This is a genomic window from Photobacterium sp. GB-1, from assembly GCF_003026165.1.
Classification (GTDB): Bacteria; Pseudomonadota; Gammaproteobacteria; order Enterobacterales; family Vibrionaceae; genus Photobacterium.
In genome coordinates this window covers 1-16,960 of sequence record NZ_PYOB01000042.1, presented here as the reverse complement: position 1 = coordinate 16,960, position 16,960 = coordinate 1, and the positions used below count along the sequence as shown (strand labels likewise).

The 16,960-nt window shown below is 38.6% G+C and carries 18 protein-coding genes; 4 read left to right on the top strand and 14 right to left on the bottom strand.

The features are described 5' to 3' along the window. Positions 1–509 precede the first annotated feature (509 nt). Positions 510–1,439 carry a VirK/YbjX family protein gene (locus C9J45_RS21010; RefSeq protein ID WP_107291226.1) on the top strand — a complete coding sequence of 310 codons (930 nt, stop codon included), beginning with the start codon at positions 510–512 and terminating at the stop codon, positions 1,437–1,439. A 466-nt stretch (positions 1,440–1,905) separates the two neighbouring features. On the opposite strand, the gene C9J45_RS21005 is transcribed toward C9J45_RS21010, so the two are convergent. Both C9J45_RS21005 and ppsA read right to left on the bottom strand, forming a co-directional pair. Continuing rightward, a complete protein-coding gene (locus tag C9J45_RS21005) occupies positions 1,906–2,310 on the bottom strand; it encodes a DUF2007 domain-containing protein (protein WP_107206822.1) in 405 nt (134 codons plus the stop codon). Positions 2,311–2,421: 111 nt separating this feature from the next. Further along, entirely contained in the window at positions 2,422–4,797 is a 2,376-nt protein-coding gene (ppsA, locus tag C9J45_RS21000; protein ID WP_107259730.1) for a phosphoenolpyruvate synthase, read from the bottom strand. A gap of 168 nt (positions 4,798–4,965) precedes the next feature. On the opposite strand from ppsA, the gene C9J45_RS20995 reads away from it, so the two are divergent. After that, positions 4,966–5,799 (top strand): pyruvate, water dikinase regulatory protein, encoded by an 834-nt coding sequence (locus C9J45_RS20995; RefSeq protein WP_107206820.1) that lies wholly within the window; start codon positions 4,966–4,968, stop codon positions 5,797–5,799. A 159-nt stretch (positions 5,800–5,958) separates the two neighbouring features. On the opposite strand, the gene C9J45_RS20990 is transcribed toward C9J45_RS20995, so the two are convergent. From C9J45_RS20990 to ugpB, 8 genes are all read right to left on the bottom strand, one after another. Continuing rightward, entirely contained in the window at positions 5,959–6,384 is a 426-nt protein-coding gene (locus C9J45_RS20990) for a lysozyme inhibitor LprI family protein (RefSeq protein WP_107206819.1), read from the bottom strand. A 91-nt stretch (positions 6,385–6,475) separates the two neighbouring features. Continuing rightward, positions 6,476–7,018 (bottom strand): DinB family protein, encoded by a 543-nt coding sequence (locus tag C9J45_RS20985; protein WP_107206818.1) that lies wholly within the window; start codon positions 7,016–7,018, stop codon positions 6,476–6,478. A gap of 75 nt (positions 7,019–7,093) precedes the next feature. Then, positions 7,094–7,519, bottom strand: coding sequence for an N-acetyltransferase (locus tag C9J45_RS20980; protein ID WP_107206817.1), 426 nt, complete (start codon positions 7,517–7,519; stop codon positions 7,094–7,096). Between the two features lie 196 nt (positions 7,520–7,715). After that, the gene (locus C9J45_RS20975; RefSeq protein WP_107292982.1) at positions 7,716–8,528 is read right to left on the bottom strand and encodes an HAD-IIB family hydrolase; all 813 of its coding nucleotides are present in this window, start codon (positions 8,526–8,528) and stop codon (positions 7,716–7,718) included. Between the two features lie 15 nt (positions 8,529–8,543). After that, positions 8,544–9,635 carry a sn-glycerol-3-phosphate import ATP-binding protein UgpC gene (locus tag C9J45_RS20970; RefSeq protein ID WP_107292981.1) on the bottom strand — a complete coding sequence of 364 codons (1,092 nt, stop codon included), beginning with the start codon at positions 9,633–9,635 and terminating at the stop codon, positions 8,544–8,546. Further along, a complete protein-coding gene (gene ugpE, locus C9J45_RS20965; RefSeq protein WP_107247233.1) occupies positions 9,636–10,484 on the bottom strand; it encodes a sn-glycerol-3-phosphate ABC transporter permease UgpE in 849 nt (282 codons plus the stop codon). After that, entirely contained in the window at positions 10,484–11,365 is an 882-nt protein-coding gene (gene ugpA / locus C9J45_RS20960; protein ID WP_045082377.1) for a sn-glycerol-3-phosphate ABC transporter permease UgpA, read from the bottom strand. Before ugpA ends, ugpE begins: the two co-directional genes overlap by 1 nt. Before the next feature lie 80 nt (positions 11,366–11,445). Continuing rightward, positions 11,446–12,756: a sn-glycerol-3-phosphate ABC transporter substrate-binding protein UgpB gene (gene ugpB / locus C9J45_RS20955; RefSeq protein ID WP_107206812.1), complete on the bottom strand. Its 1,311-nt coding sequence runs from the start codon at positions 12,754–12,756 to the stop codon at positions 11,446–11,448. A gap of 228 nt (positions 12,757–12,984) precedes the next feature. Here ugpB and C9J45_RS20950 point away from each other — a divergent pair, with 228 nt between their 5' ends. Together C9J45_RS20950 and C9J45_RS20945 are read left to right on the top strand one after the other, a co-directional pair. Further along, positions 12,985–13,704, top strand: coding sequence for a glycerophosphoryl diester phosphodiesterase (locus tag C9J45_RS20950; protein WP_107292980.1), 720 nt, complete (start codon positions 12,985–12,987; stop codon positions 13,702–13,704). Positions 13,705–13,730: 26 nt separating this feature from the next. Continuing rightward, positions 13,731–14,498, top strand: a complete 768-nt coding sequence (locus C9J45_RS20945) for a DeoR/GlpR family DNA-binding transcription regulator (RefSeq protein WP_107206810.1) — start codon at positions 13,731–13,733, stop codon at positions 14,496–14,498. Positions 14,499–14,644: 146 nt separating this feature from the next. On the opposite strand, the gene C9J45_RS20940 is transcribed toward C9J45_RS20945, so the two are convergent. The 4 genes from C9J45_RS20940 to C9J45_RS20925 all read right to left on the bottom strand — a co-directional run bounded on the left by C9J45_RS20940 (position 14,645) and on the right by C9J45_RS20925 (position 16,657). Beyond that, positions 14,645–14,863 (bottom strand): DUF6500 family protein, encoded by a 219-nt coding sequence (locus C9J45_RS20940; protein WP_107287792.1) that lies wholly within the window; start codon positions 14,861–14,863, stop codon positions 14,645–14,647. Positions 14,864–15,007: 144 nt separating this feature from the next. Continuing rightward, positions 15,008–15,400 carry a DUF3592 domain-containing protein gene (locus tag C9J45_RS20935; RefSeq protein WP_107206808.1) on the bottom strand — a complete coding sequence of 131 codons (393 nt, stop codon included), beginning with the start codon at positions 15,398–15,400 and terminating at the stop codon, positions 15,008–15,010. A gap of 17 nt (positions 15,401–15,417) precedes the next feature. After that, on the bottom strand, positions 15,418–16,431 hold the full coding sequence (locus tag C9J45_RS20930; RefSeq protein WP_107292979.1) for a Gfo/Idh/MocA family protein: 1,014 nt from the start codon (positions 16,429–16,431) through the stop codon (positions 15,418–15,420). A 25-nt stretch (positions 16,432–16,456) separates the two neighbouring features. After that, the gene (locus tag C9J45_RS20925; RefSeq protein ID WP_233217859.1) at positions 16,457–16,657 is read right to left on the bottom strand and encodes a DMT family transporter; all 201 of its coding nucleotides are present in this window, start codon (positions 16,655–16,657) and stop codon (positions 16,457–16,459) included. Positions 16,658–16,960: the final 303 nt, after the last annotated feature.

The window sequence follows — 16,960 nt, the reverse complement described above, 5'->3', positions numbered from 1 at the left end:
GCCTCTAATTTAAATTCAGCACTAAATAATCGTCTTGTTCGTTTTGTCATGATGTCACCTATCCATGTTAAGAGGTGATGATATCACCTCTGAGTAGGTGGCCAAATTTAATGTACCACTACAAACAATTAAGTTTCAGGTGGCTGAACTTTGCAAACATATTAATATACGCGTTAAATAACAGACAAACTTTAACTAAAAAACAGCCATTAATTACCTTTTCATTGGTAGTGAATAAACATTAATCTACTTTATAACACCCGCCACATGTTACAGGTAGAAACACTTTTTTCATAAAAAGCTATAAAAACAACGCTATTGTTTTTATAAATGAATAAAACCTCAATAATGTTGAATATGATTAACAATGAAAATACTAGATTTCAAATATTAACATTCCGTTCAGCCTTTATTAAACAAACACTGTTTAATTTGTAATTTATATTTAAGTCTTATTAATAGAAAAATATCCATAATTAAAAATATAAATATCTACAAGGTTTATCAAAATGTCTCATTTAGCCATCACATCAAACACGGTATTTAAGCGTGGATCATTTTTATCCAACATGCTTTATCCAAACATCAAAGGAATGGATAAAATAAGAAAAAAATTTCGTCTCTATTGCTGGTGCGTTTTCTCACCCAAAGTTACTGATGAAGTAATGGGCTACTTCGATAACCCATTACTTCAACAATTAATCACGGTATATCCGTCATTTATTGAAAAACCACTTAAGCCATATGGCTGTGTGGCATGGGATAAAAAACAAAGAATGCAGATGTTGAAAAAACATCTTCAATTTATGCTGAACAACTTTTCTTCAAAACTTTTAAATATATACCAGCATGAAGGTCTTAAGTTATCTCAAATAACAGATAAAAATGACAACGTATACAATATCTATCTTGATGCTGGTTACTCAAGAGAAGGATCACTGGGTCTCACGCTCACAGATAGTAACAACAAGCAATTATATTGTATTAGTTTTACCGTTAATCAAGATCAAAGCCATTTACATATTGGTGCTTTACAAGGCCCAGACAGTGATATTGAAAACCGTCAAGAACTCATCAAAGAGTTAACAAAAGGACTATATGGCTTACGTCCTAAGGCATTAATGGTGGAATTAGCTCTCATTTTTGCTGATGCTTATCAATTAAAAAACATTACCGCTGTCAGTAATAAAGGTCACATTTATCAAGCACTCCGTTATATCGGTTCAAAACGTCATGCGGTTAGCTGTGACTATGACCAGATCTGGCAAGAATATCAGGGTGTTAAAGAAAGTAACGTAACCTATAAATTACCTTTATTACCAGAGCGAAAAGACTTGAGCACACTCAATCGTAATAAACGCAAGCTGTATAAAAACCGTTATCAGTGGCTGGATGAATTAAAACAAACATTACCGTTAGCACTTAAATCGGTAAATTAATAAAGTAAATATGAATGATAGTCGTCTTTATTACTCATGTTTCTAATCTTATTTAATTAAAAAAATTAGCGTTAAATGACCATAAACAGAAAAACCGCTCACAAGGAGCGGTCTTTATGTCGATGGGTGTGCGAACCATCAATTATTAATTATCAATTCAGGAAATTTAGCTAGATAAATAATGAGGAAATCATATATCAAACTACACTCCTCTTCAAACAGATATAACGCGCTATTTAATTGAATAATCAACTACTTTTAAAAAACGTGATCATTTTTAAAAGTTCAAGGTTACGTACTAGAAAAAAGGGTGATAAATGACAGACATAGAAAAGTCGTTATGTAATCAAATAAACATTTAGTAAACTGAAGTATCTAGATTAACGTTCCGTTATCGTATCCCGTTAAACATTCTTTTGTAACAGCGTGCGGATAAGTAATAGCATTAAGCTAATACTTTAAAATTTTACAACTCCTCACTAAATTTACCACACTGGTTACATTTATAACCATGTTGATATGTAAACAAAGGGAAACCTAGCACAATAAACATTAAAAATGCTGGGCGCTTACCTTTCGTATAAGTCACTACATCATGACTACCGCAATAAGCACAATGTTCATGCTCGTTATCATAAGGTGGTATTTGTTCTTCTAACGCATCAGAAAAATCACTTTCAAGTAGCACTCTCGCTGACTCTATATCTTTTTCTTCTACCAACAAACGCACTCCCCCCATTGCATTAGAATAAAGCCATTGCGTATTGACCGTAAATTCGTCAGCAAGGCAACAGTGAATACCGGCACTTTCTAGATTGGCTTTCGCTATATGCGCTTCATGTGCAAAAGAAAATCGCTCTACAACAACCATATGTCCTCCTAACTTAGGTGTACGACACTTAATTTTCAATCTGCTATAAAAAAGCTCTGATCATTAATCAGAGCTTAATTTTACCTTTAGCAACTAAACCTAACCTGTCTGCTAATGATTTTTATTTACATCACCTAGCTTTAACCAAGTATTGATCACAGTATCCGGGTTTAGTGAAACAGAACTAATACCTTGCTCCATTAACCATTTTGCTAAATCATCATGATCTGATGGTCCTTGACCACAAATACCGACGTACTTGCCCGCTTTCGTTGCTGCGTCAATCGCCATTTTCAGCATAGCTTTAACCGCAGGGTTACGCTCATCAAAGAGATGCGCAACATCACCAGAATCACGATCCAAACCTAGCGTTAACTGAGTCATGTCATTTGAACCAATGGAGAAACCATCAAAGTACTTTAAGAAATCATCCGCTAATACGGCATTTGATGGCAGTTCACACATCATGATCACTTTCAAACCCTGATCGCCACGGCGTAAATCGTTTTTCGCCAGTAACTCAATCACAGATGCAGCTTCACTCGGCGTACGTACAAACGGGATCATAATTTCAACGTTCTTTAACCCCATTTCATTACGAACACGTTTCATCGCTTGTGTTTCAAGTTCAAAGCAATCTTCAAATACTGGTGATATATAACGAGAAGCACCACGGAAACCCAACATAGGGTTTTCTTCATGGGGTTCAAATTCTTTACCACCAATTAAGTTACTGTACTCATTCGATTTGAAATCAGACATACGAACAATCACACGCTTAGGCCAGAACGCTGCAGCAATGGTAGAAATGCCTTCGGTTAACTTGCTAACATAAAAATCAATAGGATCGTTATAGCCCTTAATTTTCTCTCGAATTTGCGCTTTTAACTCGTCACTTTGTGCATCAAAGTTCAATAATGCTTTCGGGTGAATACCAATCATTTTATTGATGATAAATTCTAAACGCGCTAAACCTACGCCTTCATTCGGTAATTGTGCAAAATCAAACGCACGCTCTGGATTACCGACGTTCATCATCACTTTAGTTGGTAATATTGGTAATTCATCTACCTCAGAGCGTCGAACTTCATAGTTCAATTCGCCTTGGTAAACATAACCTGTTTCACCTTCTGCACATGAAGCGGTAATAACAGCACCATCTGTTAATATTTCTGTAGCGTTACCACAACCCACAATCGCAGGGATGCCTAATTCACGAGCGATAATGGCAGCATGGCAAGTACGACCGCCACGGTTAGTAATAATCGCAGATGCACGTTTCATCACAGGTTCCCAGTCAGGATCTGTCATATCTGTGACGAGTACATCCCCTTCTTGTACCAGTGACATTTGATCAAGCGAATCAACCAAGCGTACTTTACCGCTGCCAATACGTTGTCCAATCGCGCGACCTTCTACCAACACATCCGCTTTATTATTCAGCTCATAACGCTCAATTACATTTTGAGATCCTTGCGAACACACTGTTTCTGGGCGTGCTTGAACAATGTACAGCTTGCCATCAATACCATCTTTCGCCCATTCAATGTCCATCGGACGTTGATAGTGCTTTTCAATGATCATTGCTTGTTTAGCAAGCTCTTTAATTTCTTCATCATTAATCGAGAACTGATATTGTTCTTCATCTGTGGTATCAACAATGTCTACTTGTTTACCAATTTCTTGATTATCAGAGTAGATCATCTTGATGAGTTTTGAACCAAAGTTCTTTCTTACTATTGGTGCATGCCCAGCTTCTAACATTGGTTTATGGACATAAAATTCATCAGGGTTAACTGCCCCCTGAACCACCATTTCACCTAAACCCCAAGAAGAGGTAATAAACACCACTTGATCAAAGCCTGATTCAGTATCAAGCGTAAACATCACCCCTGACGCTGCTTTATCAGAGCGCACCATGCGCTGAATACCTGCAGACAGTGCAATACCCTTATGATCAAAACCTTGGTGAACGCGATAAGAAATGGCGCGATCATTAAATAGCGAGGCATAAACGTGTTTCGTTGCCTCTAAAACGGCATCAACACCTTTTACATTAAGAAATGTTTCTTGTTGACCCGCAAAGGAAGCATCAGGTAAATCTTCAGCGGTTGCAGACGATCGAACCGCAACGGAAAGTGCTTGGTTACCATCAATCAATTCAAGGTAATCACGACGGATGCTCTGTTCTAATTCAACAGGAAATGGCGCAGCTAAAATCCAGTTACGGATTGTCGCCCCAGTGCGCTGAAGTGCTTCAACATCATTAACATCAAGAGCGCCAAGCAAATCGTAAATACGATTATTTAGCCCTTCATACTCTAAAAACTCATGGAATGCGTAAGAGGTAGTCGCGAATCCGTTAGGAACAGACACTCCCGCATTTGAAAGGTTTGATACCATTTCACCAAGCGAGGCATTTTTTCCGCCAACTTGGTTCACATCATTCATTGATAAAGTGTTGAACCAAAGGGTGTACTTTTGCATGTGTATCTCCGAAATAATTCAGCTACCAATTAAAAGCAATCGTTTGCGTTGCTGCGTAAAAAAAACCACTTTTTCGTCAGGTTGTGGCATTAGTTACAGAACGTACGACGACTTTTCTATACTTTATTCACATCTTATCTCAAAAATAAATCCTTATTTGAACTTATTATGCATCACAAAATTGAAACTCGTGACGTGTTCTACATTTCTGATGGAACCGCCATAACATGTCAAACCGTTGGTCATGCTGTCCTGGCGCAGTTTCCATTAAAAGTCAATGAGCAGACTTTTCCTTTTACTGAAAATGGGCACAAGGTCGCTGAAGTGGTAAAAGAGATAGAGCGATCTTTTTTAGCGACGGGAGAAAAGCCTTTAGTTTTCTTCTCTATGGTCGTACCTGAAATTAAACAACAGCTATTGTCAGCCAATGCACTGTTCTACGATGTATTACAAACCATGGTTAATTTTGTTGCCGACGATCTACAGCTAGAGCCCAAGCCACAATTGCAACGCTCACACAGTGTTGGTAAGGATCAAGACGGTTATTTTGATCGAATAGCGGCTATCGAATACACCCTTTCCCACGATGACGGTATTTCTCTTCGTGGTTTAGAGGAAGCTGATTTGATATTACTTGGCGTATCACGCAGTGGGAAAACGCCCACCAGCCTTTATATGGCAATGCAATTTGGTTTAAGAGTGGTGAACTACCCATTTATTGCCGAAGATCTTGCCAAACTTCGTTTACTGCCTGAATTTGAAATACATAGACATAAGCTTTTTGGCCTAACTATAGATCCAGAAAGATTGACAGAAATCCGCAACAACCGTCTCGCCAATAGTGATTATGCCAGTGAAAGCCAATGTGAGTCTGAACTGTTCAGTGTAGAGAGTTTATTTCGCAGAGAAGCGATCCCCTATATCAATACATCCAGCATGTCCGTCGAAGAGATCTCAACCAGAATATTAGAAAGAACAGGATTAAAACGCCGTCTGTTTTAGCCCTTCATTGAAGGCAAAGAAAATAAAGCTCTGAATACATACACGTGAACAGAGCTCTTATTTATTCAATTACAACGCGTTAGGTGAGATTTTCATTGAGAGTAATATGCATTAATAACAGTTACTTGCAAATATCCCACTCTCTAATACATCAAAAAATCACTTTTTAAAATAGGTTGAAGGCTCAGGTAAAACAGGTGGTGTGCTATCCATATATGTTAAAAAATGCATCCAAATATCATGCGTTCTTTCTTTGGTTAATTGAGTTTTACAATCCAATGCCATGACATTACGAATAGTTCCCTCACGCCATTGGGTGTAAACCGCATTACATTGCGCTTTCATATACACTTCCCAATCTTTTTGCGCTTGCTCTATCGCCTTCACTAACTCGGGATCTTTTTTATTGTGCTCAACGCTGGCAGCTAAATATTTGGACAATTCATCTTGTGCAGAGGCTAGCGTTAACGAGGCACAATCATTAATTTCCAACGTGTTACGTGGGTTATCGCAATCTAATACTTTTTTGGCTGCAAAAGATGGGAACGACAAACAAACAAATATAATTAGCCAGTACTTTTTCATCGATAAGCCTCATTTAAATATAAGCAACAAGTGTTAACAAAGAGATTAGCTCAATTATAGCGTTATGAATCTACTCTTCCCGAAAATACATCTAGCAACGGGCCCCTTCTGGCACAATTATGGGTAAATCTGTACAACCGAAATCAACACCAAACTGACTCAATAGACAGGTCATTTGACCGCGATGATGCGTTTGGTGATTAAAAATATGCTGACAAAACTCACCAACATAACGTTCAATGATCTGACCATCTGTTGTTGTATATCTCACGATTTCATTACAGGTTGCTGCGGTAAATCCCTTTGTTATATCAATATACACAGCATCAACTAACGAACGTAATTGTGATAGTTCGTCCATTGTTGTTACGAATGTATCATTAATCCTTTTCGCTACAGGTAACTGCTCTAGGATTTCCGAATTAACCTCAACAATATTATTAGCAATTAAACGTCGCAGCATAATTAAGTCGCCAAACAGAATATGATTCCAATGCGCCATTACAGTTGGAAAAAATGCATTGGTATTTTGAAACAGTTGTTCATCTGTAAGCTGTTTACATGCATTTAAAAGCTGATTATTCATCCGCTGATTGTATATTGCCAACATTCTAAAATTTGAGGATAAATCCATTTTTGCCTCTTATTATCATGACTTATTTATTAAAAAGTACCACTCAGAAAATTAAGCTACTGATATGTGATTTTGTTATAACACTTTTACCAAAAAGTACGTTTTATGCCCTTTGGGCGAATCATCAATTTCGCCATAGACTTTAAATCCCAGCTTTTCATAAAACGGTTTTGCTTGAAAATCTAACGTCTCAGTACGTATTTGTGTTAATTGTTTTTCTTTCGCTAACGCCACTAATTGTTCGATAAGTTGAGAGCCTACACCATGCCCACGCGTTTCTTCCGACAACCAAAGCAACTCCAATACGCAATAACTCCACACCACACTTGCTTGCAGCCCACCGACATATTCACCTTGATCATTCTGCGCCATAATCGCAAAACGTAAACCTGATTCAAACTCTCCATCACTCGGTAAATACGTTGCGTTAAAAGCGCTGATACCATCACTTATCACTTGTAATTGATGCTCAGAGGGTTGAACAGATACTTCAATTTTCAATGTTTGCTCCAATGACGATAAAGAAAATATTAACGCGAAGAAATTAGCATGAAAATTATCTTAATGCTTTGGGTTATCGGCTATTCTGCGACGTCAGTTAGCATCATTAATAACAAGTAAAAACACGATTTCAGTGTAATCAGTTATTAAAAAAGAAATCGCTAACAAAAAAGCACTCAATTGAGTGCTTTTTTAATTAATGGGTTTGTTTTGACTTAACTATCTTTTCCGCTAATTCGGCAAACCCATATCCCCCATTTTCTGTCGTAATAAATTGGGGATGATGAATTAACTTAGGTAATAATGCGCGGATATTATTAACCCCAAACGTTAATGGCAGCCATGCAAACATACCTTCATCATTTAAAGAATCGCCGACATAACTGACTTCAGTTAGATCACGTTTTTCATCTGGTGCAAATTGCGTTAAGTAAGCTTCACTCGTTTGCTGTTTACTATGATCACCGACCCAAGCATTAATATGAATTGAGCTTTGTGTTGCATGAACTCTCTGCCCTTCAATATCAAGATGCTTTATCTTTTCAAGAATGTTTTTCGTCACATCCGAAGGTAACGGCACTCTATCTTGTGCAATATTGACGGCAACATCACAAAATCGAAAAGGCTGATCAAGGCTCAAACTTACATCTGGATAATCCAGTAACAGACTCTCAATCGCATGGCTCAGTGTTTGTTGTTCTCTTTTCATCATCTCAGCGTTACGAATATAGTGTGTCGTAAAACCTTGCTGATCTTTACGCATCCAAAACGCGCCATTTTCACCAATGACACCATGTAAAGGCCATAACTTTGCCATTTGATCGCACCAACCGGCACAGGCACCCGTTACAGCAATAACGTTAACACCAACGGCTTCAAGCTTACTTAATGCTTGTAACGTCTCGGGCGGTAACTTACCTTCCCACGTTAACGTATCATCGACATCTGTCAGTAACCATTTCAGCTTTTTCAACTGATGAACATCAACTTTGTCCAATGACTCAACCATTCACCACTCCAAGAATCACTTCTTCATTTTGTTGAAGTGATCATAAGGTATGCGCTTTGAAGTGTCACAATCAAATAAGTGGATATTTTCAGGTTTAATATTTACACCTAAGCTATCGCCCATTTTAATTGGGCTATGCCCTTCTACTCGTAAAACGAGCTGTTGCGATTGGGGCTCTTGTGTCTGGCAATAAAGCAATAAGTCAGCCCCTAATGCTTCAATAAACTCGACTTCAACGTTAAACCAAGGCTGCTCATTAACGATTTGTAGATGTTCTGGACGCAGCCCAAGCTTCACTTTCTTTTGCTCTAAAAAATTTGCTGATAGTGATTTTACACGGCCATTTAGCTCAATACCTTGAGACGTCATATTCGCATCAAGAATGTTCATTGAAGGAGAGCCAATAAATGTCGCAACGAACAAGGAGGCTGGGTTGTCATAAATTTCTATCGGTGTCCCCACTTGCTCGACGTTACCTTTGTTCAACACCACTAACTTATCAGCCAGTGTCATTGCTTCTACCTGATCATGCGTAACATATACTGATGTCGTCCCAAGGCGACGTTGTAGCTTTTTGATTTCAAGGCGCATTTGAACACGTAACTTAGCGTCGAGATTTGATAATGGCTCATCAAACAGGAACACTTTTGGGTGCCTTACAATAGCTCGTCCCATAGCGACGCGCTGACGTTGGCCTCCCGATAATTGATTAGGCTTGCGATCCAATAAATGATCAAGCTCTAACATGGTCGCCGCTTCATTGACTAATCGTTCAATCTCGTGTTTTGGCGTTTTACGGTTACGTAAACCATAAGCCATATTATTAAATACTGTCATGTGCGGATATAAGGCATAGTTTTGAAAAACCATCGCAATATCACGCTCACCTGGTTCGAGATCATTGACCCGTGTCGTATCTATGCTTAAATCACCTGATGATATTTCTTCAAGCCCTGCAATCATTCGAAGCAATGTTGATTTACCACAACCACTTGGACCAACTAATACCACCATTTCACCGTCTGAAATATCAAGGTTCAGTTCATGAATTGCTTTAAAACCATTAGGGTAAGATTTCGCAATTTTATTAAGCGTTAAAGTAGACATTTATTTCTCCGAATCAACTAGGCCTTTAACAAAGGCTTTTTGCATTGCTATAACAACAATGACTGGTGGTAGCATTGCGATAATCGTGGTTGCCATAATTTTGTTCCATTCAATGACGCCATCAACCACGCCCGTCATTTGCTTGATCGCCATGACGATAGTGAAATAATGGGTATCCGTCGTGATCAATAACGGCCATAAATATTGGTTCCAGCCGTAGATAAAAGTGATCACAAATAAAGCTGCGATATTGGTACGTGATAATGGTAATAAAATATCGAAAAAGAATTTTATGGGACCTGCACCATCAATCCGTGCGGCTTCAACGAGTTCATTGGGAATCGTTAAAAAGAACTGCCTAAATAAGAACGTCGCTGTTGCACTGGCAATCAATGGAATGGTTAAGCCTGAAAATGAATTCAACATCCCCAAATTACTGATCACCTCAAACGTCGGCATAATACGCACTTCAACAGGCAACATCAGGGTGAAAAAGATCAACCAAAAAGCAATCATCCTGCCACGAAAACGGAAGAAAACCACCGCATAAGCAGACATAATAGAGATTGTTAATTTACCCACAGTGATACATAGCGCCATAATAAACGAGTTAAGTAATAGCCCATTTATGGATAAAGACTTATCACTAAAAGCCGTATGCCCACTCAGTAAATCTTTAAAAATACTGAACCCAAGATCACCAAACCATAACGGAGTACTAGTCGCGAAATCATGATTCTCGTGTGTCGTTGCCACGATTGCTAACCATACTGGTAACGCGATAGAAATCACGCCAAGTATCAGCAAAAGATGACAACAAAAATTAAAAAGAGGTCTTCTTTCTACCATTAGTACGCTACCTTCTTTTCAACATACTTAAATTGAATAACCGTTAATAAAGCCACCAATATCATTAGGATCACCGACTGAGCCGCAGAGCCACCTAAATCTAATCCGATGAAGCCATCATTAAAGACCTTATAAACCAAGGTTGAAGTGCTATTACTTGGCCCACCTTGTGTCATCGCATGAATGATCGCGAAGGTATCAAAAAAGGCGTACACAAAGTTGACGACTAATAAGAAAAAGCTCGTTGGGGAGATCAGTGGGAAACTGATCGTTAAGAAACGCTTAATCGGGCCACTGCCATCGATAGCTGCGGCTTCATGTAATGATTTAGGAACTGATTGCAGTGCCGCTAAGAAGAACAGAAAGTTATAACTGATTTGCTTCCAAGTCGAAGTAATGATCACCATCCACATCGCATGGCTGCCATTGAGTTTAGGATTCCAATCTACGCCCAAGAAATGCAGCATATCGGTAAACACACCAATCGTTGGGTCAAACAAAAATAGCCATAATGAACCAGCAACAGCCGGTGCTACAGCGTAAGGCCAAATTAAGAATGTTCGATAGGCTAATGAACCACGGATAATTTGCTCAGCTAATGCCGATAATATTAACGCACAAACTAATGCTAATACGGCAACACTAATACTGAACTGGAGCGTCGTAAAAAAAGCATCTAAATAATTAGGATCATGAAACAGGTTCATGAAGTTTTCGAGACCAACAAATTCTTGGCTCATACCAAAAGCATCTTCAAGTAGAGATGATTGATAAATCGCTTGTCCTGCCGGCCAAATAAAGAACACAAACGTGATCAGAAGTTGGGGCGCAATAAGGAAAAACGGAAGCCATTTGTTTTTAAATACAACAGGGGATGACATACAAATACCAAAATAATACAGGCAAGGTGTATATCCCCCGCCAAAATTAGCGGGGGATGAAACTTAATCAAAGAGTTAAATTATGATTTTTGTGTTCTTTCAAAGCGACGAAGCTGCGCGTCACCTCGGCTTTTCGCATTATCTAACGCTTCTTTTGCCGAAATTTTACCCGCCCATACGGCTTCAAGTTCTTCATTAATGATGTCGCGTGTTTGTAAGAAGTTACCGAAGCGTAAGCCTTTTGAATTAACCGTAGGTGTTGTCGATGTCATTTGCTTAACAGCAACATCTGTCCCAGGGTGAGTTTTGTAAAAACCTTGCTGTTTGGTGAGTTCGTACGCTTTTTCTGTGATTGGCAAGTAGCCCGAGAATTGGTGCCAATCAGCTTGCACCGCTGGGCTTGAAAGGTAGGTAAAGAACTTAGCAACGCCTTTGTATTCTTCTTTTGAGTGTCCACGAAGTACCCATAACGATGCACCACCAATAATGGTATTTTGTGGTTTTGTCACTAATTCATCATCATAAGGTAATTGTGCAACACCGACATCTATCCCTTTCATATTCTCTTGAATACCAGCCAGACCCGCAGATGAGCCCATTGTCATTGCACACTCACCCGTATAGAAAAGCGGCATACCATCAGACTGACGTCCACCATATTTGAACAAACCTTCTTTCGCCCACTTACCCATTTGCTCAACGTGTTTAACGAAAGGCGCATTGTTAAAGGTAAATGTGGTATCTACACCATCAAAGCCATTGTTGTTGGTTGCCATTGCAACATTATTTCTGGCACCGAAGTTTTCGATTTGCGTCCAAGACTGCCATGTTGTACTAAAGCCACATTTAGCACCTGAAGCAATCAGCTTGCGAGAATCTTCTTCTACTTCTTTCCATGTTTTCGGTGGGTTAGTAATCCCTGCTTTAGCAAACATCTCTTTGTTGTAATAAAGCACTGGGGTTGAACTATTAAATGGCATCGATAGCATTTTGCCATCGTTAGTTGTGTAATAACCTGTTACGGCTGATAAATAATCGTTTTTGTTAAAAGGTTCTTTGGTATCCGCCATCAATTCATATACAGGATAAATCGCTTTCTTAGCTCCCATCATAGTGGCAGTACCCACTTCGAAAACTTGTACAATAGCAGGCTGCTCTTTCGCTCTAAATGCAGCAATTGCACCTGTCATCGTTTCGGCATAAGTACCTTTATAAACAGGTTTGATCTCGTATTCAGATTGGCTGGCATTAAAGTTGTCGGCAATTTCATTCACCTTTGTACCTAACGCCCCACCCATAGCATGCCACCATTCAATTTCGGTCTTTGCTTGCACTTGTGTACTCATTAGCGCCGCTGCAACGGCAAGTCCTGCAATATGTTTAAAAGCCATTTTTATTCCTTGGAAACCATTTTTAACAAAAGCTGACGATTTAGCGGATGTTCACTTCTTGTGTTCCAACCACTCGTTTATTTTCAAGTGAACATTAGAAGCAAAAAGTGACATCTCGGTTACAATTGCATGAAGTAAATAAGATTAAGACTTTCAAAGCAGATGTAATAAAATTTTCATCAAACACATGGATAGTTCATTTGAAAATAACTGAAGATGGAAAAGAAAATGAAAATTACAGCTCACCGTGGTTTTTCTAGCTTAGCCCCTGAAAATACCCTTGCAGCGATGAAAGAAGCGATTAACTATGGCTGTGAGTGGATTGAAATTGACGTCCAACTAAGTGCTGATCACGTTCCTATGGTAATACACGACAAGACAGTAAACCGTTGCAGTAACGGCAAAGGGGAAGTGAGAAACTTGTCAAAAATAGAACTAAAACAGCTAGATGCTGGCTCTTGGTTTAGCGATGATTTTAGTGATGAAACCATACCAACATTAGAAGAAGTATTACAGCTAACAAGTGAAGCTAAGGTCGCGTTAAATATAGAATTAAAAATTCACGCAGGAGACGATATTCATTTGCTATGTGAAAAAGTTGCTGAAGTGATTAATAAGCTAAATATTGAACCTGAGTTAATGCTTTTCTCTAGTTTTGACCAATCAGCACTATTAACCATAAAGCAATACCTTCCTCACGTAAGAAGAGGTCAATTGTGGGAAACGATCCCAAACAATCACGCTGATGTTTTAAGCGAGCTAGACGCTTTTAGTGTTCATTGTGATTATCGTTATTTAACAGAAGATAAGGCAAAAGCAGTCAAACGCTTAGGTTATCAGCTTTACTGTTACACCCCGAACCAACCGGAACTTGTTGAAGAGCACTGGCTATGGGGAGTTGATATGATGATCACCGATACGCCACACCGTTACCTAGCAGCAAAATAATCAAATAAAGGATGGCAACATATTTCATGGATGATTTAAGTACCCGTCAACAACAAATAATGACGTTAATACATAAGCAAGAATATTGTTCAATTGAAGAATTAGCGCAACAGTTTGAAATAACGCCCCAGACGATCAGACGCGACATTAACTTACTTTGCCAACAAGGGATCGCTATGCGTCACCATGGTGGCGTTGGCCTTCCTGTTACATTGAGCAATCGAAGTTACGATGCCAGACAAATCACCAATAAAGACGAAAAACAAGAAATAGCAAGAAATGTCGCTAAAGCCATTCCCAATGGGTGTACATTATTTTTAGGTATCGGAACCACCATTGCCTGTATCGCTGAGCAATTAGTCAACCACCGAGAATTACGAGTAGTGACGAATAATTTTCAAGCCGCGCATACGCTCTCGAAGTTCGAAAATATAGAAACGTGGATACCCAGTGGTAAAATAAGAGCGAACGGTGGTGATATTGTCGACGACACAGTACTCAATTACTTTAGTCAATTTGCAGCAGACATCGGTATTATTGGCTGTGCGGGTATCTGTGAATTACCTTACGCTTCACCTCAAACCAGCTATTCGACAGAGAAAAAGCAAGCTGTTGCGATGGAGCATGAGCTAAGAGAAAGCAGAGTGAGTCAGGCGATTTTAGACAATTCGCAACAAACCTGGTTAGTCGCCAATCATACAAAATGGCAACGTAAAGCCAGTACAAAAGTTGCGCCTCTTTGCCAGTTTGATCGTGTATTCACTAACAGTAGAAAAGATAACCAGCTATCATAATGACGTTTCTAAACATCATTTAACAACGGGTTGGTTTAATTTCCATATTTGCCAACTACCGTTATCATGAGGAAGCACTTTGCTTTCTTACCACTTAACATCAACATTGCCTCTTTTAGTAATAAAAGAAACGGCGGTGATAATAATTATTTTCCCCTCTCGACCAAATCTTTAATTTTGGATGCTTTTTCAAAATGATCGAGTTGATGCGTTTTAATCCACCACTTAGCCGCTTCCATTAACAAGTCAGGATCGTCATTTTTGTTTTTGAAAAAAGCGTAAAAAGACACACCTACATTTTCACCTTTACTGGCTATTTTCTTATTGCACACATCGATAATTTTATTTCTTAGTGATGCTCTCATTACTTCTCTTCATATTTTATATATGTGACAGTTCGATCATAATATATGAACCATACACAGTTTGATTTATTTATCATCGAGGGTAAGTTTTTTCAACTGAACGAAAAAATAGTTACTTTATTTTCCTTTAAACATAAATAAAAATTACAATTCATGGAATAAGCCGAAGTAATAAGCAGGAATAGATAGCCCTATAAATAAAAAGCCCAAACCAACGCCATTACTATTTGCTATACGAGCATTTTTTTCATCACCTTTTTGGTATAACACATCAGTATATTGGCCAATAGGTATGACTTTAGAATGAAATGATGTTTTTGATTTTACACTGTAGGTCTGTTTATTAACTGTAACTTCAAAATAAGGGCGATACATCTTTCTTTTAAGATTATCATTATCTTTTGAAAAATATTCATCATAGCTAATTATTTTACCTTGAGTCTTAATCGCATTTTTATTAAAGCGCCGATAGTCGTAGCATATATAAACGCCTAAAACACTAAATAGAATTGCAGCAAAGAGCGGAACAATATTCATAATTATGCCTTAAATTATCAATTACTTGAGGGTTTCGAACAAACTAGATAGTCAAAGCCATTCTCAACGAGAGACGCTTCCATAATAGAAATAACTTGCCGACTCGTTTTCTTACACATCACATCCGAATAATTGATCTTATTTAGAATTAGCGAAGATATATGCTCTATCTCGTATTCAAACCCACCTCCGCTAACAACCGCTGAAATTTGTGTTTGCTCACCTTTAAACGATATGTCGATTGTCTTTGGATTCCACCATTTATTATGAATAACGATTTCTAGTTCAGGCCCTCGAATGATGGCTTCTCGTTTGAGATCACGCGTGATCGATGCGCAAATTTCACCTTTTATCTGGCCATCAAATTTAAACACAACATTTTCATCGACTTCACTTTGGCTATTATCATTAACGTACTCAACAGTGGGTTTCTCTATAGGAGTATTTGTTAATCGACACAAATCAGCATAAAACCAGAGACCGTATACACCAACATCTAAAGTCGCCCCGCCACATAACGTTGGATTAAATAAGTGCCAATCACTATCGAACTCATGCCAATTACCAAAGGAAGCTTCTATCGCGTTAATTTCAACCTTGTTTTCTTTTATAAACTGCTTCATTGCTTGATAAGCGGGAAATGCGACTGTTTTCATTGCTTCAGCTAACAGTAACCCTTTTTCTTCAGCAAGCGTCGACATCGCATCCCAATCTTGTAAGTTAGTGAATGCTGGTTTCTCTACAAGAACATGCTTTCCTTTATTTAGAAATAATTCAACCAAGCCTTTATGAAATGGGTGAATAGTCGCGATATAGACAATATCTACATTAGCGTCGTTTGCGAGTTCTGTGTAGGAACCATAACTTCTTTGGCAACCATATTGATTTGAAAAGCTATCAGCTCGCTGTTTATCTCGTGCCGCAACAGCATAGAGTTCAGCATTGTCGACTTGCATAGTCAGATCTGAAACAAAGCGATGTGCAATTTTACCCAGTCCTGCAATTCCCCAGCGTGCTTTCTGATTATTCAACTTATTATCCTTTAATGTTTGCTTTCTAGTCTTGTCCGCGCTTGGTGACCAAGATACCCGTAAGGATACACAAAATACCCAATAAAAGGGCAAGTTCTACACCGTTACTGATAGCATCCCAAACAACTCCCGTCAGCAATTGACCGGTTATGACAAGTATTACTGTCAGCGTTGCGCCGACTTTTGATAACACATAACAATTAAAAGCGACAAACAAAGCCCCCATCACACCGCCAAGTTAATCTAATATTGGAACAATATCGACTACCCTAATGCACATTTATGCCAGCAAAATTGAAAGTATCTCTTGATTATTTAGAACAAAAATTGAGTGATAAGAGCCAGATTTGGTAATGGTATTCACTCTAACTACAGAAGAGATAATGATGAGTGAGCCGAATAGCTAACTCATTTATGTCGAGTAGACGACACTTGTTACCAAGTGCCGTCCCTCTAAGAACCGTACGTGCAACTTTCACTGCATACGGCTCAAGCCTCCACTAAGGCACCGATTAGCACCCAGCAACTT

What these genes read in the sequence shown, in the direction of transcription:
- ugpB (WP_107206812.1), bottom strand. Translation starts at nt 12,756, where the DNA reads ATGGCTTTTAAACATATTGCAGGACTTGCCGTTGCAGCGGCGCTAATG.
- ugpA (WP_045082377.1), bottom strand. Translation starts at nt 11,365, where the DNA reads ATGTCATCCCCTGTTGTATTTAAAAACAAATGGCTTCCGTTTTTCCTT.
- C9J45_RS20925 (WP_233217859.1), bottom strand. Translation starts at nt 16,657, where the DNA reads ATGGGGGCTTTGTTTGTCGCTTTTAATTGTTATGTGTTATCAAAAGTC.
- C9J45_RS20945 (WP_107206810.1), top strand. Translation starts at nt 13,731, where the DNA reads ATGGATGATTTAAGTACCCGTCAACAACAAATAATGACGTTAATACAT.
- ppsA (WP_107259730.1), bottom strand. Translation starts at nt 4,797, where the DNA reads ATGCAAAAGTACACCCTTTGGTTCAACACTTTATCAATGAATGATGTG.
- C9J45_RS20935 (WP_107206808.1), bottom strand. Translation starts at nt 15,400, where the DNA reads ATGAATATTGTTCCGCTCTTTGCTGCAATTCTATTTAGTGTTTTAGGC.
- C9J45_RS20970 (WP_107292981.1), bottom strand. Translation starts at nt 9,635, where the DNA reads ATGTCTACTTTAACGCTTAATAAAATTGCGAAATCTTACCCTAATGGT.
- C9J45_RS20985 (WP_107206818.1), bottom strand. Translation starts at nt 7,018, where the DNA reads ATGGATTTATCCTCAAATTTTAGAATGTTGGCAATATACAATCAGCGG.
- ugpE (WP_107247233.1), bottom strand. Translation starts at nt 10,484, where the DNA reads ATGGTAGAAAGAAGACCTCTTTTTAATTTTTGTTGTCATCTTTTGCTG.
- C9J45_RS20975 (WP_107292982.1), bottom strand. Translation starts at nt 8,528, where the DNA reads ATGGTTGAGTCATTGGACAAAGTTGATGTTCATCAGTTGAAAAAGCTG.
- C9J45_RS21005 (WP_107206822.1), bottom strand. Translation starts at nt 2,310, where the DNA reads ATGGTTGTTGTAGAGCGATTTTCTTTTGCACATGAAGCGCATATAGCG.
- C9J45_RS21010 (WP_107291226.1), top strand. Translation starts at nt 510, where the DNA reads ATGTCTCATTTAGCCATCACATCAAACACGGTATTTAAGCGTGGATCA.
- C9J45_RS20995 (WP_107206820.1), top strand. Translation starts at nt 4,966, where the DNA reads ATGCATCACAAAATTGAAACTCGTGACGTGTTCTACATTTCTGATGGA.
- C9J45_RS20990 (WP_107206819.1), bottom strand. Translation starts at nt 6,384, where the DNA reads ATGAAAAAGTACTGGCTAATTATATTTGTTTGTTTGTCGTTCCCATCT.
- C9J45_RS20940 (WP_107287792.1), bottom strand. Translation starts at nt 14,863, where the DNA reads ATGAGAGCATCACTAAGAAATAAAATTATCGATGTGTGCAATAAGAAA.
- C9J45_RS20950 (WP_107292980.1), top strand. Translation starts at nt 12,985, where the DNA reads ATGAAAATTACAGCTCACCGTGGTTTTTCTAGCTTAGCCCCTGAAAAT.